General features: G+C 73.5%; 12 protein-coding genes. 2 read left to right on the top strand and 10 right to left on the bottom strand.

Features of this window, described 5'->3' with window-relative positions:
- Positions 1-50 precede the first annotated feature (50 nt).
- The 6 genes from ACFPP6_RS34060 to manB all read right to left on the bottom strand — a co-directional run bounded on the left by ACFPP6_RS34060 (position 51) and on the right by manB (position 8,804).
- Complete coding sequence (locus ACFPP6_RS34060) at positions 51-1,193, bottom strand: glycosyltransferase (protein WP_382050512.1); 1,143 nt, start codon at positions 1,191-1,193, stop codon at positions 51-53.
- Positions 1,190-4,027: a bifunctional glycosyltransferase/CDP-glycerol:glycerophosphate glycerophosphotransferase gene (locus ACFPP6_RS34055; protein WP_382050510.1), complete on the bottom strand. Its 2,838-nt coding sequence runs from the start codon at positions 4,025-4,027 to the stop codon at positions 1,190-1,192. Before ACFPP6_RS34055 ends, ACFPP6_RS34060 begins: the two co-directional genes overlap by 4 nt.
- 2 nt (positions 4,028-4,029) lie before the next feature.
- Positions 4,030-5,304: a glycosyltransferase family 87 protein gene (locus tag ACFPP6_RS34050; protein ID WP_382050508.1), complete on the bottom strand. Its 1,275-nt coding sequence runs from the start codon at positions 5,302-5,304 to the stop codon at positions 4,030-4,032.
- On the bottom strand, positions 5,301-6,836 hold the full coding sequence (locus tag ACFPP6_RS34045) for a hypothetical protein (protein WP_382050506.1): 1,536 nt from the start codon (positions 6,834-6,836) through the stop codon (positions 5,301-5,303). Before ACFPP6_RS34045 ends, ACFPP6_RS34050 begins: the two co-directional genes overlap by 4 nt.
- Entirely contained in the window at positions 6,811-7,620 is an 810-nt protein-coding gene (locus ACFPP6_RS34040) for a polyprenol monophosphomannose synthase (RefSeq protein ID WP_382050504.1), read from the bottom strand. The genes ACFPP6_RS34045 and ACFPP6_RS34040 overlap by 26 nt, the downstream gene beginning before the upstream one ends.
- Before the next feature lie 104 nt (positions 7,621-7,724).
- Complete coding sequence (gene manB / locus ACFPP6_RS34035; RefSeq protein ID WP_382050502.1) at positions 7,725-8,804, bottom strand: mannose-1-phosphate guanylyltransferase; 1,080 nt, start codon at positions 8,802-8,804, stop codon at positions 7,725-7,727.
- 130 nt (positions 8,805-8,934) lie between these two features.
- Here manB and ACFPP6_RS34030 point away from each other — a divergent pair, with 130 nt between their 5' ends.
- Positions 8,935-9,459, top strand: a complete 525-nt coding sequence (locus ACFPP6_RS34030) for a GtrA family protein (RefSeq protein WP_382050500.1) — start codon at positions 8,935-8,937, stop codon at positions 9,457-9,459.
- Here the strand turns inward: ACFPP6_RS34030 and ACFPP6_RS34025 are convergent.
- The 4 genes from ACFPP6_RS34025 to ACFPP6_RS34010 all read right to left on the bottom strand — a co-directional run bounded on the left by ACFPP6_RS34025 (position 9,387) and on the right by ACFPP6_RS34010 (position 17,293).
- Complete coding sequence (locus tag ACFPP6_RS34025; protein WP_382050498.1) at positions 9,387-10,604, bottom strand: hypothetical protein; 1,218 nt, start codon at positions 10,602-10,604, stop codon at positions 9,387-9,389. The genes ACFPP6_RS34030 and ACFPP6_RS34025 overlap by 73 nt on opposite strands.
- Positions 10,605-10,749: 145 nt before the next feature.
- Positions 10,750-15,741: an NAD-glutamate dehydrogenase gene (locus ACFPP6_RS34020; RefSeq protein WP_382050496.1), complete on the bottom strand. Its 4,992-nt coding sequence runs from the start codon at positions 15,739-15,741 to the stop codon at positions 10,750-10,752.
- Between the two features lie 326 nt (positions 15,742-16,067).
- On the bottom strand, positions 16,068-16,736 hold the full coding sequence (locus ACFPP6_RS34015) for an HAD family hydrolase (RefSeq protein ID WP_382050494.1): 669 nt from the start codon (positions 16,734-16,736) through the stop codon (positions 16,068-16,070).
- A 53-nt stretch (positions 16,737-16,789) separates the two neighbouring features.
- On the bottom strand, positions 16,790-17,293 hold the full coding sequence (locus tag ACFPP6_RS34010; protein ID WP_168096513.1) for a DUF6912 family protein: 504 nt from the start codon (positions 17,291-17,293) through the stop codon (positions 16,790-16,792).
- A gap of 302 nt (positions 17,294-17,595) precedes the next feature.
- On the opposite strand from ACFPP6_RS34010, the gene ACFPP6_RS34005 reads away from it, so the two are divergent.
- A complete protein-coding gene (locus ACFPP6_RS34005) occupies positions 17,596-18,063 on the top strand; it encodes an Rv3235 family protein (RefSeq protein WP_382050492.1) in 468 nt (155 codons plus the stop codon).
- The last annotated feature ends 101 nt before the right edge of the window (positions 18,064-18,164 follow it).

Genomic DNA, 18,164 nt, shown 5'->3' with positions numbered 1-18,164 from the left:
ACGGACAACCCGCAGTCGAGCTTCATACCCATGTTCCCCCCTGCCATCGGCTAACGGTCGATTTCCTCGAACAACGCCTCCCACCGGTCGAGCACGGCAGGCAACTGCAGCGGCGAGACGTGCTCGCGCGCAGCGCAGCCGTAACGCTCGCGGAGGGCGCCGTCCGCCATGAGCTCCCCGAGCGCGGCGGCGAAGGCCCCGACCTCGCCGGGTGGCACGAGCGTGCCCGTGCGGCCGTGGCGGACCAGCTCGCGAACGCCGCCCGACAGGTCGAAGCTCACGCAGGGGACGCCGAGCGCGGAGGCCTCGGCGAGCGCCATGGGGCGGCCTTCGCGCTCGCTGGTGAGGGCGACGACGGAGAGCTCGCGGTAGGCCGCGGCCATGTCCCGCACGCTGCCGCGGAAGTGGACGCGCCCGGCGATGCCCAGGCTGCCGGCCCGGGCGCGCAGCTCCTGCTCCAGCGGGCCGTCGCCGAAGAGGTGCAGCTCCCACTCCGGCTGGGCGGCGGTGGCCGCGGCGAAGGCGTCGAGCAGCCGGTCCAGGCGCTTGACGGCCTCCAGGCGGCCGACTGCGCCGACGCGCCGGGTGTCCAGGGAGGCCCGGCCCGTGGGGGCGAAGGGCAGCGGGTTGGGCAGAACGGTGGCGTTGGGCAGCCGGCGGCGCCGGAATTCGGCGGCGTCCGGCTCGCTGAGGAACACCGCCTTCTCCAGGGCCGGGTAGTGGCGAAGGATCAGCTGGAGGTTCTCGGAGGTGCACGCCTGGTGGAAGGACTCGTGGTACTGCCCGATGCCCTTCAGGTGGGACCACTCGACCGCCTGCAGCCACGCCGCCGCCCAGGGCGAGCCGATGACGACCATGCCGTCGCGGACGGCGGCGAAGCGGCGGGCCAGCCGCTCCCGCGCCCGCTCCCGCTCCTGCCGTTCGGCGCGCGCCGCCCGCAGCCGCTCGGGGTTCAGTCGCTCGGCGAAGGAGGCGGCGCGCCAGGCGGGCCGGGCCGGGGTGCGGTAGAGGGTGGTGCGGCGGTAGGCGGGGGCGGCCTGGAAGGTGTGGGGCTCCGGGCTGGGGCGGATGCCGATGAGTTCGACGCGGTGGCCGCGCTCGGCGAAGCCCTGGGCGAGCGTGTGCAGGACGCGCTGCGAGCCGCCCATGGAGTCGACGTCGATCCCGAGGAGGAAGAGGTTGCGCCGCTTCACCGGGCCCCGCCCCCTGCGAGGGCGCCTGCGAAGAACAGGTCCACCACGGTCTCGCTCGACTTCCCCGTCTCGTAGGGGTTGAACCGCTCGCGGAAGCGGGCGTAGGCCCCGGCCCACTCCTCCTGGACCGCCTTCAGGTCCCGCAGGGCGGCGATGAGCTGGTCGGTCGTGGTGAGCATCGGGCCGGGTGCGATGTCGGGCAGGTCGTAGTAGGTGCCGCGGGCGGTTGCGCGGTAGTGCTCGTAGTCGTCGGTGAAGAAGAGGATGGGGCGGCCGAGGTTGGCGTAGTCGAACATCAGGGACGAGTAGTCCGTGAGGAGGGCGTCGGAGGCGAGCAGGAGGTCGTTGAGGTCGGCGAAGTCGCGTCCGTCGCGCACGGCGTGGCCGAGCTCGCGGGGGACGGTGTACCGCTCGTAGTAGTGCGGCCGGACGACGATCGTCCACTCCTCGCCGAGGTAGCGCACGAGCTCGGCCAGGTCGGCCCGGACGGACTCGCCGCTGCCGCGCGCGCCGTCGCGGAAGGTGGGGGCGTAGAGCAGGACGCGGCGGCCGTCGGGGATCTGCAGGCGCTCGCGGGTGGCGGCGGCGCGCTCGCGGCGGGCGGGGTCGTCCCAGCGGACGAGGTCGTCGTTGCGGGGCAGGCCGGTGCGCAGGAGCTCGCCCGTGTAGCCGTTGGCGCGGACGAACGTGCGCTCGAACTCCTCGCTGGGGGCGATGAGGGCGTCCCAGCGGGCGATCGTCTCGCGGTGGCGCCGCCGCCGTTCGGGGCCGGCCAGCCGCAGCTCGGGCACGTCGAAACCCATGTGCTTGAAGGCCTGGCCGTGCCAGGTCTGCAGATAGCGGGTGGCGGGGCGCTTGCCGTAGAGCGTGGGGAAGCCGTGGGAGTCCACCCAGTAGCGGGCGCGGGCGAGGGCGTGGACGTACTCCCAGCTGCCGCGGCGGACCAGCGGGAGCCCCTCGGGATAGGAGGAGCGGTTGCCGGAGTAGGACCAGACGGCGTGCAGGGGAAGGTCGCGGCGCTGCAGCTCCTCGTGGACGGCGCGGGGGCTGTCGGCATAGCCGCGGCCCTCCAGGGCCTCGAAGACGACGAGGCCCTCGTCGACGGGCAGTTTCTGCAGCTCGTGGTAGGTGAGGGCCTTGATGCGGGGGCCCGTGACGCGGCGGGTGAGCCGGTGGACGCCGCGCCGGACGGGCTCCAGCCGGCCGGCCGCGGCCTCGGCCCGGCCGAGGGCGCCGGCGCGCTCCCAGGACAGCTCCAGCCGGCCGGCCCCGTGCCCCTCGCAGGCCACGCGCACGGTGTGGGCCGCGAGCGGGCCGCGCTGGGGGATCCTAGCCCGCAGCGGGGTGAGGTCCGCGGGGGCCAGCAGCGGGTCGGTGCGGGTGAGGCCGAGGCGTTCGAGGACGACGACGGGGTGCCTGCGGCCGCGGAAGCCCTTGGGGCCGACGGGGATGCGGCGCAGGTCGAGGACGGCCTCGGCGGTGCGGTAGGCGAAGCGGCCGTCCTCGCCGGGCGCGGCGGCGTCGTAGACGAAGGGCACGGCCAGCGGCTCGCCGGTGGTGGCGATGCGCAGCTCGGTGGCGACCGGGCTCGGTGCGGTGAGCAGCAGGGCGGGGTCGTAGGTGCGCAGCCGGATCCGCAGGAGGGGCCCGTCGGGGACGACTTCGGCCACTTCGTGGCGCAGGGGGCCGGCGGTGAAGGGCTGGTCGTCCAGGCGCCAGGCGGTGATGTCGAGGCCGGCGGCCTCCTCGGCGTTCAGCGGCAGGGACAGGCCCCAGTACGTGCGGCCGGCTTCGCGGACGACGTGGCGCGGGGCCAGCCGGGGCCGGTCGAGGGTGCGGGCGCACTCGGCGGCCTCCCCGTACCGCCCGGCGCACAGCAGGAACTGGCAGATCTGCTGTTCGCGGGGCATGGCGGCGAGGGCCTCGGGGGCGATCTCCGCGAGGTAGGGGGTGACGGCGGCGGCGAAGCCGGCGATCCACTCGGGGTCGCGGAAGGGGAGGTCGCCGAGGTAGAGGCGGAAGTCGTGGCGGAGGAACTTCTCGTCCTTCGCGGGGCGCAGGGCGGCGTTGCCGGACTCCTCGAGGAAGGCGTCGATGAGCCGGGCGGCCTTGATGCGGTCGACGGCGTTGCGCAGCTTGTGGCGGCTGGAGGAGATGGAGAGCGTGGCGGGGTCGGCGGCGAGCCGCCAGGTGTAGACGGGCCAGGGGACGACGGCGAAGGTGCGGGCGAGGGTGAGGGCCCGGGCGGTGAAGAGCTGGTCCTCGTAGTGCATGTCCTCCGGGAAGCGGAGGCCGTGGCGGGCGAGGAAGTCCGCGCGGTAGAGCTTGTTGGTGGAGAGGTGGTCGAGGAAGAACTCGGGGGCGGAGCGGATGCCGTGGACCAGGCGCACGTCCTCGAAGAGCTCGGGATACCACAGGCCGGTGGTGCCGGACTCCTCGAAGAGGCGGGTGACCTCGCCGGTGACGAGGTCGGCGCCGGTCTCCTCGGCGGTGAGCAGCAGGGACTTGCAGGCGTGGTACGGCAGTTCGTCGTCGCTGTCGAGGAACATGAGGTGGGGCGCGCGGGCCGCGTCGATCCCGGCGTTGCGCGGGGCGCCGCAGCCGCCGCTGTTGACGGGCAGCCGGATGAGCCGCACGCGGGGATCGGTGGTGGTCAGGCGCTCGGCGGCCGCGAAGGTGCCGTCCGTCGAGCAGTCGTCGACGATGATCACTTCGAGGTTGCGCAGGGACTGTGCGAGGACCGACCGCACGGCGCGCGGCAGGCGGTCGGCGTCGTTGTGGACGATCACGACGACGCTGACATCGGGGCCGGGGGCGGGATGTGCGGCGGTCACGGTCACCTCGTCTCGGTGCGGTCCGGCGCATCGCGGGCACGCTCGGGCGGCCCGCCATCCGCACGGACGGATTCGCGATTACTCAAAGCGTAGACGCGAGCACTGACAGTCACCTCCCCCGAGGGGTCCGAGCGGGTGCGCCAGGCGTGCACGGCCAGGGCCGCGGCCACCCCGGTGATCAGTACGACGTCGCGGAAGGCGTGCCTGCGGGCCGTCTCCAGGTGCGGCCACGAGACCCCGGCGACCTCCGGCAGCAGCGGCAGCCACAGCCACACCGAGCGCGCCGCGGCGGCGCGCACCACCAGCGACGCGGCGAGCGAGGGGAGCACCACCAGCATGTAGTGCTGGAACGACGGCCGTGACACCAGGAACGCCGCGAGCATCAAGAGCGACGCGCACTCCACCAGCCGCAGGGCCGGGTCGCCGCCGGCCCGCCACCGCAGGCGGGCGCACAGCAGGACCGCGACCGCGGCGCCGGCCGCGAGCGCGAGGGCCAGGGGCTGCGGCACGCCGAGCCGGGGCAGCACGGACGGCCACGCGGCGTCGAACGGGCGGGCGTACGCGTCCTGCCCGCGCAGCAGGAACGGCAGCGTCCGGGTGAAGAACAGTCCGGGCCGCGGCATGGCCAGGGCCGCCGCCAGCGACACGGCCGCGGGAACGCCCACGGCCCAGGCCAGCGCCCGCCACCGCCGGGCGAGCACGAACAGCAGCAGCAGCGGCACGAGCATCGGCTTCAGCGCTATCGCCGCCCCCACGGCCGCCCCGGCCGCGCACCAGCGCCCGCGGCGGGCGAGCAGCAGGGCGGCGGGGAAGGCGACGGCCGACAGGGCCGTCCAGTTGCCGAGGTAGACCACGCCGTGGAAGGGCTCGAAGACGCCGAGCGCCGCGACGACGCCCGCCGCGAGCCGGCTGTCGGCCCGCACCCCGAAGATCCGCAGGGCCAGGACGACCCCGGCGAGGACGAGCAGCGCGGTGACGACGGGCACCGCCCTGGCCAGCGCTTCGTTGCCGAACACGGTCTCGGGGACGGCGGCGAACACCGCGCCCGGCAGGTAGAGGAACCGCTTGTCCGCGTACGGCGAGCCGCCGTCGAGCAGCGCCCGCGCCGCCCGCACGACCACCGCGTTGTCCATCCCGGGCATCCGCGGCCCCTGCACCACGCGCACGACGTCCAGGGCGAGCACCAGCAGGGCTGCGAGGAGCACCGGCCACGGGGCCCGTCCGCGCAGCCACCGCCCGAGGGCGTCGGGGCGGCTCGCGGCCTTCGCGGCGCTCACGGCGCGACCTCGGCGAGGAGGAAGCCGGCCGGGCCCCGGACGGTCCGGCGCAGCGCCGGATCGCCCCGGTCCAGGCCCGGCCCGCCGTTCTTCTGCAGGACCCAGCGCACGCGGTACTCCTTGAGGATGCCGAGCCGCTCGGCCCGGGAGGTGGCCGGGGCGAAGTAGCGGCGGGTCGCGTCGCGGCGGCGTGCCGCGTCGCGGAGGAAGACGTCGGGATAGGCGGGGGCGACGGTGTACGGCCCGTAGGCGGGCAGCATCCGCAGCGCGTAGTAGTTGTCGGTCATCACCGTCTGCCGCGCGGGCACCTCACGCGCCGCCCAGGTGAAGCGCGGCCAGAGCGCGACGGTGTGGATGTGGCGCAGGACCGGCGGAATGGCCTGGGGGCGCAGGACGTACGTGAGCACCCCCGCTTGCGTCCACGCGCCCGCCAACAGGGCGACGGCCGTCAGCGGGACGAGCGCCGTCCGTGTGCGGCGGCCGCCGGTGGCCGCTTCCAGGGCGAGGGCGAGCTGTGCGGGGACGAGGACGGCGGGCAGGATCCTGCCCCACGCCTGATGGCCGCTCAGGCCGCCGGCCGCGAAGACGGCGAGCCCCAGCAAGAAGAAGATCACCAGCGGGTCGCGGCGGTCGCGCCGGGCCCGCAGCACGAGCGCGGCCGTGCCGAGGCCGGTCAGGCAGAACTTCGTCGCGAGGTGGTCGTAGAGCGGCCGGTGGATGTCGTCCAGGCCGCCCGTCCCGAGCAGGGAGAAGAACGCGTAGTACGGCCAGCAGGCGAGCACCGCCGCGGCCAGGGCGCACGCGGCGGCCACCCGCATCCGCACGGCCCGTCCGGGCCACGGCCGCGCGCCGAGCAGCACCGCGGCGGCCCCGAGCACCGCGACGGCGCCCGTGAACTGATGGGTGAGCAGGATCCCGGCGAGCAGCAGCCCGAGCCCCAGGAAGGCCGCCGTCCCCCACGCGGCGGCCAGGGCCCGCCGCAGCAGCGCCCACAGATGGAAGGCCATGCCGAAGGCGAACGTGCTCGGGTAGGCGAGAGTGAGCGAAATCGAGGTGAGCCCGAGGGCGCCGCTCCACGCGAAAAGCCTCACTCCGTACAGCAGGAGCAGGCACAGCACCGCCAGCAGCACCGCCGTCCTGCTGCGCGTGAACGTCCGTACGAAGGCGTGGACGCCCGTGCCGAGCAGGACGAGTCCGGCGAGCGCTCCCAGGCGCAGCACGGTGAAGGTGCCCCAGCCGGTGGCCGATCCGGTGAGGGCGAGCAGGAGCGTCCACGGCGAGTAGTAGGGGCTCGGAGTCCGGGCGTCGACCAGGGGGTTGCCGGGGTGGAGGGGGTCGGCGCGCAGCCGTTCGAGGACGGCCGCGTGCATGCCGAGGTCACCGGACCACGGCAGCCGTACGGTCATCAGCAGCAGGAGGACGGCCAGCAGCAGGACGGCGACGGCAGCGGGCCCGCGGGCCGCCGCCGCGCGGGCCGGGCGGGCGGCCCCGGGCGGGGCCGCCCGCTCAGCGGGGACGGTGGCCGGAAGCACGGGCCGACCTCGTGCGCAGCCGCCACGGCATGACCACCGATTCGAGCTGGACGGCCAGGTTCATCTTCGACTCGCCGGCGGTGCGGTCCTCGAAGTGGATGGGCACCTCCATGACCGTGTACCCGGCCTTGAGCGCGCGGTACTTCATCTCCACCTGGAAGCTGTAGCCGGCGCTGTCGACGGTCTCCAGGTCGATGGCGTCCAGGGCGGTGGCGGACCAGAGGTTGAAGCCGCCGGTGATGTCGCGCACGCGGGTGCCCAGGATCGTGCTGGCGTAGGCGTTGGCCCAGCGGGAGAGGGCCTTTCTGTGGGCGCCCCATGCGTCGGAGAGGGAGCCGCCTGGCACGTAGCGGCTGCCGACGACGACGTCCGCGCCGGTGGCGAGGGCGACGCCGAGCAGCTCGGGGATCTTCTCCGCGGGGTGGCTGCCGTCGGCGTCCATCTGCAGGACGTAGGAAGCGCCTTCGGCGACGGCCCGGGCCATGCCGGCGGCGTAGGCGCGGCCGAGCCCGTCCTTGGTGGTGCGGTGCAGGACGCCCACCCGGGTCCGGCCGGGTTCGTTGTACTTCTCGGCCAGCTGTTCGGCGATGGCCCCGGTGCCGTCGGGGCTGTTGTCGTCGACCACCAGCAGCCGCAGGCCCTCCAGCGGCAGGGCCATGAGCGCCTCCGCCATGGTGGCCAGGTTCGCCGCCTCGTTGTACGTGGGCATGACGACGGTCGTCGCGGTGCCGCCCCACTCGGCGGGCAGCGGGGGCGCCGCGGCGGGGGTGTGTGGTGCGCTCATGGCTCGGTCCTCGTGGGTTCGTCGGCAGGGGGACTGCGGTGGACGGAGGGCGTCGGAGACGTCTGAGACATCGGGGAGCCGGAGGGCGCCGGGCAGGACCGGCGTCAGGCGGCGGAGAAGCGGATGGCGGCGTCGGGGATGACCGTGCCGCACCAGACGCGGGCGCCGTCGCACAGTTCGTTGTCGGCGCCGACCTCGGCCCGGTCGCCGATCACCACGCCGTCGAGGGCGGTGCGCGGGCCGACCCGGGCGTCTCTGCCGATCATGCTGGCGCGGATCCGGGCGCCCGCCGCGATGCGCGCGCCGTCCAGCACGACGGACCCCTCGATGTCCGCACCGGCCTCGACGTGCGCTCCGGCGCCGACGACGGTCCCGCCGGACAGGCGGGCCCCTTCCTCGACGCGGGCGCCGGGCAGCACGAGGTGTTCGCCCGGTTCGCCGGGGACGGCGGGCGAGCGGACGACCCCGCGGACGAGGTCGGCCGACGCCTGGACGAAGGAGGCGGGGCGGCCGAGGTCCAGCCAGTACGAGGTGTCGACCACTCCGTGCAGCAGCGCGCCGGAGGCCAGCAGGCCGGGGAAGGTCTCGCGCTCGACGGAGACCGGGCGGCCGGCGGGGATGGTGTCGATGACGTCGCGGCGGAAGACGTAGGCGCCGGCGTTGATCTGGTCGGTGACGATCTCCTCGGGGCGGCCGGGCTTCTCCGTGAAGGCCAGGACGCGCCCGTCGGCGTCGGTGGGGACGAGCCCGAAGGCCCTGGGATCGGCCACCCTGGTCAGATGCAGGGTGACGTCGGCCCGGGCCCGCTCGTGGCGGCGCAGCAGGCCCCTGATGTCCAGTCCGGTGAGGATGTCGCCGTTGAAGACGAGGACGGGGCCGCGCGGGCCGGTGGTGAGGGCCTCCGCCGCGCTGCGGATGGCGCCGCCGGTGCCGAGCGGCTCCTTCTCGGTGACGTACGTCAGGCGCAGGCCGTGGGCGGACCCGTCGCCGAAGTAGGGCTCGAAGACCTCGGCGAGGTAGGAGGTGGCGAGGACGACGTGGCCGACGCCGGCGGCCCGGGCGCGGGCCAGCTGGTGGGCGATGAAGGGCACTCCGGCGGCCGGGACCATCGGCTTCGGCGTGTTGAGGGTGAGCGGCCGGAGCCGGGTCCCCTTGCCGCCGACGAGCAGTACCGCCTCTGTCATGCCACTGTCCTCGCCGTCGTCTTCGCACTGTGTCAGTTTTTGCGGCAATTTACACTACAATCAGTTCTCTGCGGCAAATTGTCTGCTTTGCGTGGCGGCCATACCGGGACGACCGTAATGGGAGAGGCCCTTGCGACCCTTGCGACCAGCGGCGACGTCGGGGCTCGCGGCCCTCGGGCGGGAATTCGCCAAGTTCGGCGCCGTCGGCGGTCTCGGCATCGTCGTCAACCTCGCGGTCTTCAACCTCTGCCGTACGGTCACCGGCCTCCCGGTCGTGCGCTGCAGCGTGATCGCGACCGTGGTCGCCATCGCCTTCAACTACCTGGGCCTGCGTCACTTCGCCTACCGCGACCGCGACCGGAGCCGGCGCAGCCGCCAGGTCGCCCTCTTCGCCGCCTTCAGCGCCATCGGGCTGGTCATCGAGAACGGGGTCCTCTACGTCGCCACGTACTCCTTCGGCTGGGACACCCCGTTCCAGAACAACCTCTTCAAGTTCCTGGGCATCGGCGCCGCCACGCTCTTCCGCTTCTGGTCCTACCGCGCCTGGGTGTTCAGGGCCCTGGCGCCCGGCGACCCCGCCTCTCACGGCGACCCCTCGAACAGCACCAGCAACCCCGCCGCGTACCACCCCGAGACCACCGCACCCCCACCGTAGAGACACACCCGCACCCCAAGCGGAGCACGGGCGAGCGGCCTGGCCGCCAACAGCAGCAGAACCGGCAGGAACGGCAGCATGAAGCGCGGCTTGGACAACGGCGAACCCGGCGTTCCCACCATCAGCACCCACGCCCCCGCGACCGCCACGACCAGCTGCCACGGCACCTTCCGGTCCCGCGCCAGCGCCAGCACCCCGATCGCCCCCAGCACCACCACCGCGATCACAGCGGCCGACCGCAGATCGCCTATCCGGCCCGCGTGCCGGTAGAGCAGCATCCCCTTGAGCACCTGCACGGTGCCCGCGCCGAAGTCGAAGGACTGGCCCCACGCGCGCTCCGCCTCGAACCAGCCGTCCACCCGGCCCACCTTGCTCCCCAGGTACAGCCAGCTCCCCAGCAGCCCCAGAGGCGCCGTCAGCAGCGCCACCCAGGCCCGCCATCCGCCCCGGCGCTGCACCACCTCCCACCCCGCGGCCAGCACGACCGTGCCGACCAGCACCGTCGCGCTCGGCCGCACCGTCCCCGCCACGACGCACAGCGCGGCCGCCGTCAGCCAGCGCCGCGCCAGTATGGCCACCAGCGCCCAGATCAGGGCCGCACTGAACACGCCCTCCGAGTACGGCACCCACAGCGCGAACGCGTACGGCGAGCAGGCCCACAGCGCCACGCACGCGAACCCGGCGCCCGGCCGGCCGCCCACGGCGCGCACCAGCCGGAACACCCCCGCGGCGGCCACCGCGGCGCCCGTCCACGACACCACCACCCCGGACCACGCCAGGGACAGCCCCGTCACCAGCCGCACCGACCGGATCAGCCCGGGCACCAGCGGGAAGAACGCCAGCCTGCTGAACTTCGGCTCCCCGTCCGGACCGTAGGGGATCTCTCCCGGATAGCCGCGCTCGGCGATGTGCAGGTAGTTGCCGCTGTCCCACCGGTGCAGCAGTGCCTCCGGGCCCCGCCCGAGATGGCGGCTCACCAGCAGGAGCACCGCGAAGCCGACCGCCGACACCGCCAGGTAGAGGGCCACCGCGCGGGCCGTCCCGTGGCGCGGGGGCACGGGCGGCGAGGGCGGTGCGGCGCGGCGCGCGCCGACGGACAGGGCATCGGGGGAGGGCCCGGACGTCAACCGGGAAACGGCCTTCATCCGTCCCTCATAGCACGGCAAAAGGACGGCCCCGGGGGGTTTGTCCCCAAGGCCGTCCCTTGTTCACTCCGGCGTCAGCCGTGCGTCAATTCGACGCGGCGCGCGGCCCGGGCGGGCTGCCCGGGCGCGCGCTCCGGCACACGGCTCAGGTGTGCGTCCGCAGCAGGGTGCGCATCGTCCGCATGGCCACCGACAGGTTGGCCAGGTCGAACGCGTCCGAGCCGTGGATCTCGTCCAGCGTGGTGCGCGCCCGGCTGAGGATCGCCGCGTTCTTCTCCTCCCAGGCCTGGAAGCGCTGCTCCGGCGTCGAGGAGCCGTTGCCCACCGAGAGGATGTCGGCCGTCAGCGCGGCGTGGGCCGCGTACAGGTCCTCGCGGATGGAGGCGCGGGCCATGGACTGCCAGCGGTCCGCGCGCGGCAGCTCGATGATCCGGTCCATCAGCTGGGTGATGTGCAGCCGGTCCCCGAGGTCGTAGTAGACCTCGGCCACGTCCAGCGGCTCCTTGCCGGCGCGGTCGGCGACCGCGACGACGTCCAGGGCCGGGAAGACGGAGGAGAAGCCCGCCACGCGCACGGCCAGCTCGTCCGGCACCCCGGCGTCCACCAGCTCGTCGCGGATGGACTGCCACCACTCCATGTCGGCGCCCTTGAGCAGCTTGGGCAGCTCGGCCCAGACCTTGGCGACGCCGTCGTGGAAGAACTCGATCGTCCCGGCCAGCTCCAGCGGCTGCGGCCGGTTGTTGAGCAGCCAGCGGGTGCCGCGCTCGACCAGACGCCGCGAGTGCAGCCGGATGCGGGTCTGCACGTCGGCCGCGACCACGTTGTCCAGGCCCTCGACGGCGTCCCACACGGAGCCCAGCTCGAAGATGGCGCGGGCCGCGGCCTGCGCCCGGACGATCTCCTCCAGCGAGGCCCCGGTCTCCTCCCGCAGGCGGTGCAGGAAGGTCGAGCCGCCGCTGTTGACGGTGTCGTTGACCAGGACGGTGGTGATGATCTCCCGGCGAAGGGCGTGGGCGTCGACCTGCTCGGCGAAGCCGGTGCGCAGCGCCTGCGGGAAGTAGGCGTGCAGCAGCCGCTCCAGGTACGGGTCGTCCGGCAGCCCGGTGGCGAGCAGCTCCTCGGCCGTGGTGATCTTGATGTAGGCCAGCAGGACGGCCAGCTCCGGCTGGGTCAGCCCGCGGCCCGCGGAGAGCCGCTCGCGGATCAGCCGGTCGCTGGGCAGGAACTCCAGGGCCCGGTCCAGGTGGCCGTCCCGGCCGAGGCGGCGCATGATCCGCTGGTGGGCGTGGAGCAGGCTGGGGGCCTGTTCCACGGCGTTGGCCAGGGCCACGTTCTGCGCGTAGTTGTTGCGCAGGACCAGCTCGCCGACCTCGTCGGTCATCTCGGCGAGGAGCTTGTTGCGCTGCTTGACGGTCATGTCGCCGTCGATCACGAGCGAGTTGAGCAGGATCTTGATGTTCACCTCGTGGTCGGAGGTGTCCACGCCGGCGCTGTTGTCGATGGCGTCGGTGTTGATCCGGCCGCCGTTGGAAGCGAACTCGATCCGGCCGAGCTGGGTCAGGCCCAGGTTGCCGCCCTCGCCGACGACCTTGACGCGCAGGTCCTGGCCGTCGACGCGGATGGCGTCGTTGGCCTTGTCGCCGACGTCCGCGTGGGACTCGGCCGAGGCCTTGACGTACGTGCCGATGCCGCCGTTCCACAGCAGGTCGACCTGGGCGCGCAGGATGGCCTTCATCAGCTCGGCGGGGGTCATCTTGGTGATGCCCTGCTCGATGCCGAGGGCCTGCCGCACGTGGGCGTTGACCGGGATCGACTTGGCGGTGCGCGGGTGGATGCCGCCGCCCTGGGAGAGCAGCTCGGTGTTGTAGTCGGCCCAGGACGAGCGCGGCAGCTCGAACAGGCGGCGGCGCTCGGCGTAGGAGACGGCCGCGTCCGGGGCCGGGTCGATGAAGATGTGGCGGTGGTCGAAGGCGGCCACCAGGCGGATGTGCTCGGAGAGCAGCATGCCGTTGCCGAAGACGTCACCGGACATGTCGCCGACGCCGACGACAGTGAAGTCCTGCGTCTGGGTGTTGTGGCCCAGCTCGCGGAAGTGGCGCTTGACCGACTCCCAGGCGCCGCGGGCGGTGATGCCCATGCCCTTGTGGTCGTAGCCGGCCGAGCCGCCGGAGGCGAAGGCGTCGCCGAGCCAGAAGCCGTAGGACTGGGCGACCTCGTTGGCGATGTCGGAGAACGTCGCGGTGCCCTTGTCGGCGGCGACGACGAGGTAGGTGTCGTCCTCGTCGTGGCGGACGACGTCCTTCGGGGGCACGACCTCGCCGCCGACCATGTTGTCGGTGATGTCGAGGAGGCCGGAGATGAACGTCTTGTACGAGGCGATGCCCTCGGCCAGCCACGCGTCGCGGTCCACCGACGGGTCGGGCAGGCGCTTGCCGACGAAACCGCCCTTGGCGCCCACCGGCACGATGACGGTGTTCTTCACCATCTGGGCCTTGACCAGGCCGAGGATCTCGGTGCGGAAGTCCTCGCGCCGGTCGGACCAGCGCAGACCGCCGCGCGCGACCTTGCCGAAGCGCAGGTGCACGCCCTCCACCCGCGGCGAGTACACCCAGATCTCGAAGGCCGGGCGGGGCGCCGGCAGCTCGGGGATGGCCTGCGGGTCGAGCTTGAGGGACAGGTAGGGGCGCGGCGTGCCGTCGGCGTTGCGCTGGAAGTGGTTGGTGCGCAGCGTGGCCTTGATGACGGTGAGGAAGGCCCGCAGGATGCGGTCCTCGTCCAGGCTGGCGACCTGGTCCAGGGCGCCGTCCAGCTCCTCCAGCAGGCCGTCGATGAGCTCGTTGCCGGCGCGCTGGAGCGCGGGCGACATCCGGGCCTCGAAGAGGTTGACCAGCAGGCGGGTGGTGTGGACGTTGTTGCTGAGGGTGTCCTCCATGTACGCCTGGCTGAACGGCCAGGCGGCCTGCCGGAGGTACTTGGCGTAGGCCCGCAGCACCATGGCCTGCCGCCAGTCCAGGCCGGCGCGCAGGACCAGGTTGTTGAAGTTGTCGTTCTCCGCGGCGCCGGTCCACACGGCCGCGAAGGCCTCCTGGAAGCGGATGCGGGCGTCGTCGCCCTCGATCCGCTCGGGCATCCGCAGACCGAAGTCGTAGATCCAGGCGGTGGTGCGGTCCGAGCAGCGCAGCTCGTACGGGCGCTCGTCGACGACCTCGACGCCGAGGCGGTGGAGCACCGGCAGCACGGCGGACAGCGAGACCGGCTCGCCCGTGCGGTAGATCTTGAAGCGGCGCTCGCCGGGGGCGGCGCCGACCGGCTCGTACAGGCTGAGCTCGAAGTCGCGGTCGCCGCCGGCCACCGTGAGCTTCTCCAGGTGACCGAGGTCGGAGACGGCGCTGCGGGGGTTGTGGTCGGCCTTGTAGCCCTCGGGGAAGGCCTGGCCGTAGCGGCGCAGCAGCTCGGCGGCGCGCTCCTCGCCGACCTCGGCGGTCAGCGTCTCGGCGAAGCCGTCCGCCCAGGAGCGGGCGGCCTCGACCAGGCGGGCCTCGATGCGGTCGGCGTCGGCGTCGGTCAGCTCGCGCAGGGTCGCGCCCGGCTCGACGCGGACGACGAAGTGCAGCCGGGAGAGGACCGATTCGGTGTTCCAGGCGGTGAAGTCGACGCTGGAGCCGCCGAGCTCCTCCTTGAGGATGTCGATCAGGCGCAGCCGCACACCGGTGGTGTAGCGGTCGCGCGGGAGGTAGACCAGCGCCGAGTAGTAGCGCCCGTACTCCTCCTGGCGCAGGTACAGCCGCAGCCGGCGGCGCTCCTGGAGGTAGAGGACGCTGGTGGCGATGGAGCGCAGCTGCTCGGCGGCGATCTGGAAGAGCTCGTCGCGCGGGTAGGTCTCCAGGATCTGGAGGAGGTCGCGGCCGTCGTGGCTGTCGGGCGTGAAGCCGGCGTCGGCGAGGACCTGCTGGACCTTGCGGCGGACGACGGGCACGCGGCGCACGGACTCGGTGTACGCGGCGGAGGAGAACAGGCCGAGGAAGCGGCGCTCGCCGACCACGTTGCCGTCGGCGTCGAACTTCTTCACCCCGACGTAGTCGAGGTAGGAGGGCCGGTGGACGGTGGCGCGGCTGTTGGCCTTGGTGAGGACGAGCAGCTTGTGCTCGCGGGCCTTGGCGCGGGCGTCGGCGGGCAGCCGGTTGAACGAGGGGGACGCCGGGCGGGGCAGGTGCGAGTGCGGGCCGCCCGCCCGCTGCTGCTCGTCGTGGTGGGGGTCGGAGCGCAGGATGCCGAGGCCGGTGCCGGGGACGGCGCTGAGCATGTCCTCCTCGCCGCCTTCGGTGGCGACCTTCGTCAGCTCGTACTCGCGGTAGCCGAGGAAGGTGAAGTGGTCCGCGGCCAGCCAGCGCAGCAGCTCGCCGGCCTCGGAGGTGTCCGACGGGGCGACGTCGCCGGGGAGGGGCTCCCCGGGGAGGCCGTCGGCGATGCGCAGGGCGGCGTCGCGCATCTTGGACCAGTCCTCGACGGCCTCGCGGACGTCGGAGAGGACGCGCAGCAGGTCGGCGGTGATCTGCTTGAGGTCGCCGCGGTCGGTCTCGCGGTCGATCTCGACGTGGATCCAGGACTCGGTGAGCGCGTCGTGCGGCAGGACGGCGTCCTTGCCGCTGCCGTGGGCTTCGCAGTTGGAGCCGAGGACCTCGAGCAGGCGGCCGGTGACGTCACGGCGCACGATGACCTGCGGGTGGATCACGACGTGGATGCCGCGGCCCTGGCGGGAGAGCTCGTTGGTGACCGAGTCGACCAGGAAGGGCATGTCGTCGGTGACGACCTCGACGACGGAGTGGCTGCAGGTCCAGCCGTTCTCCTCGACGGTCGGGGTGTGCACCCGGACGTTGGCCGTGCCCTGCGGGCGGTTCTCGGCGAGGCGGTAGTGCGAGACCGCGGCGCCGTAGACGTCGACCGGATCGCGGCCCGTGAGGTCCTCCGGCGCCGTGTGCAGGTAGTAGCGCTGGAGGTACGCGGTCAGGGTCTCCTGGTCGAGTCCCGCCTCGCCCTTCGGCCCGGTCGGTTGTGGCCCCCCGGCAGGGCTGTTCTCAGCGACGCGGGCCGCCCTCTCGAGCAGCTCTGCCTTGGCTTCGTCCAGCTTGGTCTGCATGTCCTCTGGCTCCTGTCGCGCGCCGTTGCGTGACATAGGTGGTGAAGGCATCACGCCGCGACGCGGGGTCTCCGGTCGTCTTCGACGGTATGCCGGAATGAGGGATGACCGGAGCGGTCCGGGCCGATTCGGCCGAATGCGCTCCGCCCGGGCGACCAGCGGCTTCCCGGGTGCCGTGGCACTCCGGGCGCAGGACAGGGGCGCCGTCGCCCCCGCTGGATATCGCGCTGATCACCCCGTAAGGCTATCGCTCTTCCCCCGGGAGGCGTCACGAGCGGTTTGTGTACAAAACCCGGGGCCCATCTTTGACGATATGGACAGCGCGGTCAGCGGGTAAGCCGCTCCGCCTCCGCGACGGCCTCCACCAGCGTGTCCACGACGGGCACCCCGGCCCCGGCGAGCCCGGCCCGGTCGTGCGAGCCGCCCGTGTACAGCACCGCGTGCGCACCCACGTGGGCCGCCGCCACCGCGTCGTCGAGGGCGTCGCCGATGACGACCGTGCGCGCCGCGGGTATGCCCTCGGCCGTCAGGCCGGCGACGTGGCGGGCCATGTGCTCGGCCTTGCTGCCGCCGGAGGGGCCCGTCCGCCCGTCCACCCGGACGAACCTCCGCTCGATGCCGAACGTGCGCACGAGCGGCATCAGGTCCTCGTGCCCGTACATCGACATGATCGACTGGGTGCCGCCGGTCTCCTGCCAGCGCTCCAGCAGCTTCTCGGCGCCCTCCGCGAGGCCGCAGCGGAGGTGGTGGTCGTGGTAGTGCCGCTGGAAGGCCCCGTCCATGTGCTCCCACTCGGCGGCGGTGGGGAGGCGGCCCATCAGCCGCTCGTAGAAGCGCGGGATGGGGACGCAGTACAGCGCGCGGTAGCGCTCCAGGGTGATCGGCTCCAGGCCGATCTCCGCGAAGGCGGCGTTGGTCGCCGTTATCACCGCGTCGACGTCGTGAAAGAGCGTGCCGTTCCAGTCCCACACGATGTGGGCCGCGTGCTTCCCCATGCGAAAACTGTACGGGGCGGCTGTGACAACGCCGCCCCCGGTCGGAGCCGGCCCTAGATCAGGTTGGGGATCTCCTGCACGCCGAACCACATCAGCTCGTGGTCCTCGGCCCCGTCGACCGTGAACTGCGCGTCGTCGTCACCGCGGTCGGCGGCGCCCAGCGCCGCGGCGGCCGCCGCGACGTCCTCCTCGGCGTCGCCGGAGTCGACGTGCACGGCCGCGGCCTTCGCCAGCGGCACCGCCTCCGAGAGCCGCACCTCGCCGTACGCGGACTGGTCCAGCCCGCGCTCGGGGTCGGTGGCCACGGCGCCCTCGGGCACGTCGACCGCGACGACCACGCGGCGGCGGGGCGCCTCCGGGTCGGCGGCGAGCAGGCGCAGGGAGCCCTGGGCGGCGCGCCCCAGGGCCGCGTACTCCAGCTCCTCCACGTCGTCGGAGCGGTACCACTCGCGCAGGGCCGGGGTGATGGCGAAGGCGTCCAGCGGGGCCGGACCCAGCACTCCCGCCTTGTGCGCCTCGGCGAGACCGGGGAGGGTCAAGGGGACGTAGACGCGCATGACCGCCGCTTTCCTTCGATCCTGGGGACGTTTCGGTTGTGAGGTCAGCATACGGGCGCGCGTCCCCCTTCGAAGTGCAGGTGAGCCGCTTACGGGCGGCTCGGCGGCGCCTTGTGTCGCGCCGTGCGGCACCCGGCCGCCCCGCACCGCCCCCGGGTCCCCCGAATAGGTGAAGGAGCCGCGGGCGGCGCGGGCCCGGGCTCCGTCCTTGCCGCCCTCCGTCGCCCCCGATAGAAGATCACCCGACGGAAGCTACCGCCCGGTAATCCCACCGGGCCCGGCACCGCGAGGGGGCGGCCAGTATGAGGACCGGCATCAACAGGACCACCGGCGGGAGGACGACCGGCCGCACCGGCAGGCCCGCCGCCCGGACCGCACCCGCGCGGCGCACCGACTCCCGCCGCCCGGCCCCGGACCCCGCCGCGCGCCGCCGCGAACGCGAGCGCCTGCCGCGCTACTGGTTCGCCGAGCGGCTCCTGCTCACCCTCAGCGGCCAGCGCCCCGTCCACTGGATGCTCGGCCACACCCTGGGCGCGGCGTACGACCAGCTGGCCGCCCTGGCGCCCCACGCGCCGCTGCTGCCCGCCCCGCCGGGCCGCAGCCCCGCCGTCAGGCACTGCGACGAGTTCCGGCCCTCCCCGGGCGTCATCGAGGCCTTCGCCCGGATCACCTCCGGGGACCGGCTGCTCGCGCTCGCCTTCCGCCTGGAGCGCTGCGCCGACCAGCGCTGGCGGTGCTCGGCCGTGGAGCTCGGCGGCACCCGCCGCTGACACGCGTGAGGCGGGGCGGGACACCTGGGTGTCCCGCCCCGCCTCACGCCCGAAGGCTCACGCCCGAAGGCTCACGCCCGAAGGCTCAAGCCCGGCGAACC

Origin of the sequence: Streptomyces aureoversilis, assembly GCF_042657885.1 — a bacterium.
Lineage (GTDB): Bacteria > Actinomycetota > Actinomycetes > Streptomycetales > Streptomycetaceae > Streptomyces > Streptomyces aureoversilis.
This window is presented reverse-complemented; position numbering and strand designations above follow the sequence as displayed.

Coding starts and splice junctions, on each gene's coding strand:
- ACFPP6_RS34040 (WP_382050504.1), bottom strand. CDS start 7,620: ATGAGCGCACCACACACCCCCGCCGCGGCGCCCCCGCTGCCCGCCGAG.
- manB (WP_382050502.1), bottom strand. CDS start 8,804: ATGACAGAGGCGGTACTGCTCGTCGGCGGCAAGGGGACCCGGCTCCGG.
- ACFPP6_RS34025 (WP_382050498.1), bottom strand. CDS start 10,604: ATGAAGGCCGTTTCCCGGTTGACGTCCGGGCCCTCCCCCGATGCCCTG.
- ACFPP6_RS34020 (WP_382050496.1), bottom strand. CDS start 15,741: ATGCAGACCAAGCTGGACGAAGCCAAGGCAGAGCTGCTCGAGAGGGCG.
- ACFPP6_RS34015 (WP_382050494.1), bottom strand. CDS start 16,736: ATGGGGAAGCACGCGGCCCACATCGTGTGGGACTGGAACGGCACGCTC.
- ACFPP6_RS34010 (WP_168096513.1), bottom strand. CDS start 17,293: ATGCGCGTCTACGTCCCCTTGACCCTCCCCGGTCTCGCCGAGGCGCAC.
- ACFPP6_RS34005 (WP_382050492.1), top strand. CDS start 17,596: ATGAGGACCGGCATCAACAGGACCACCGGCGGGAGGACGACCGGCCGC.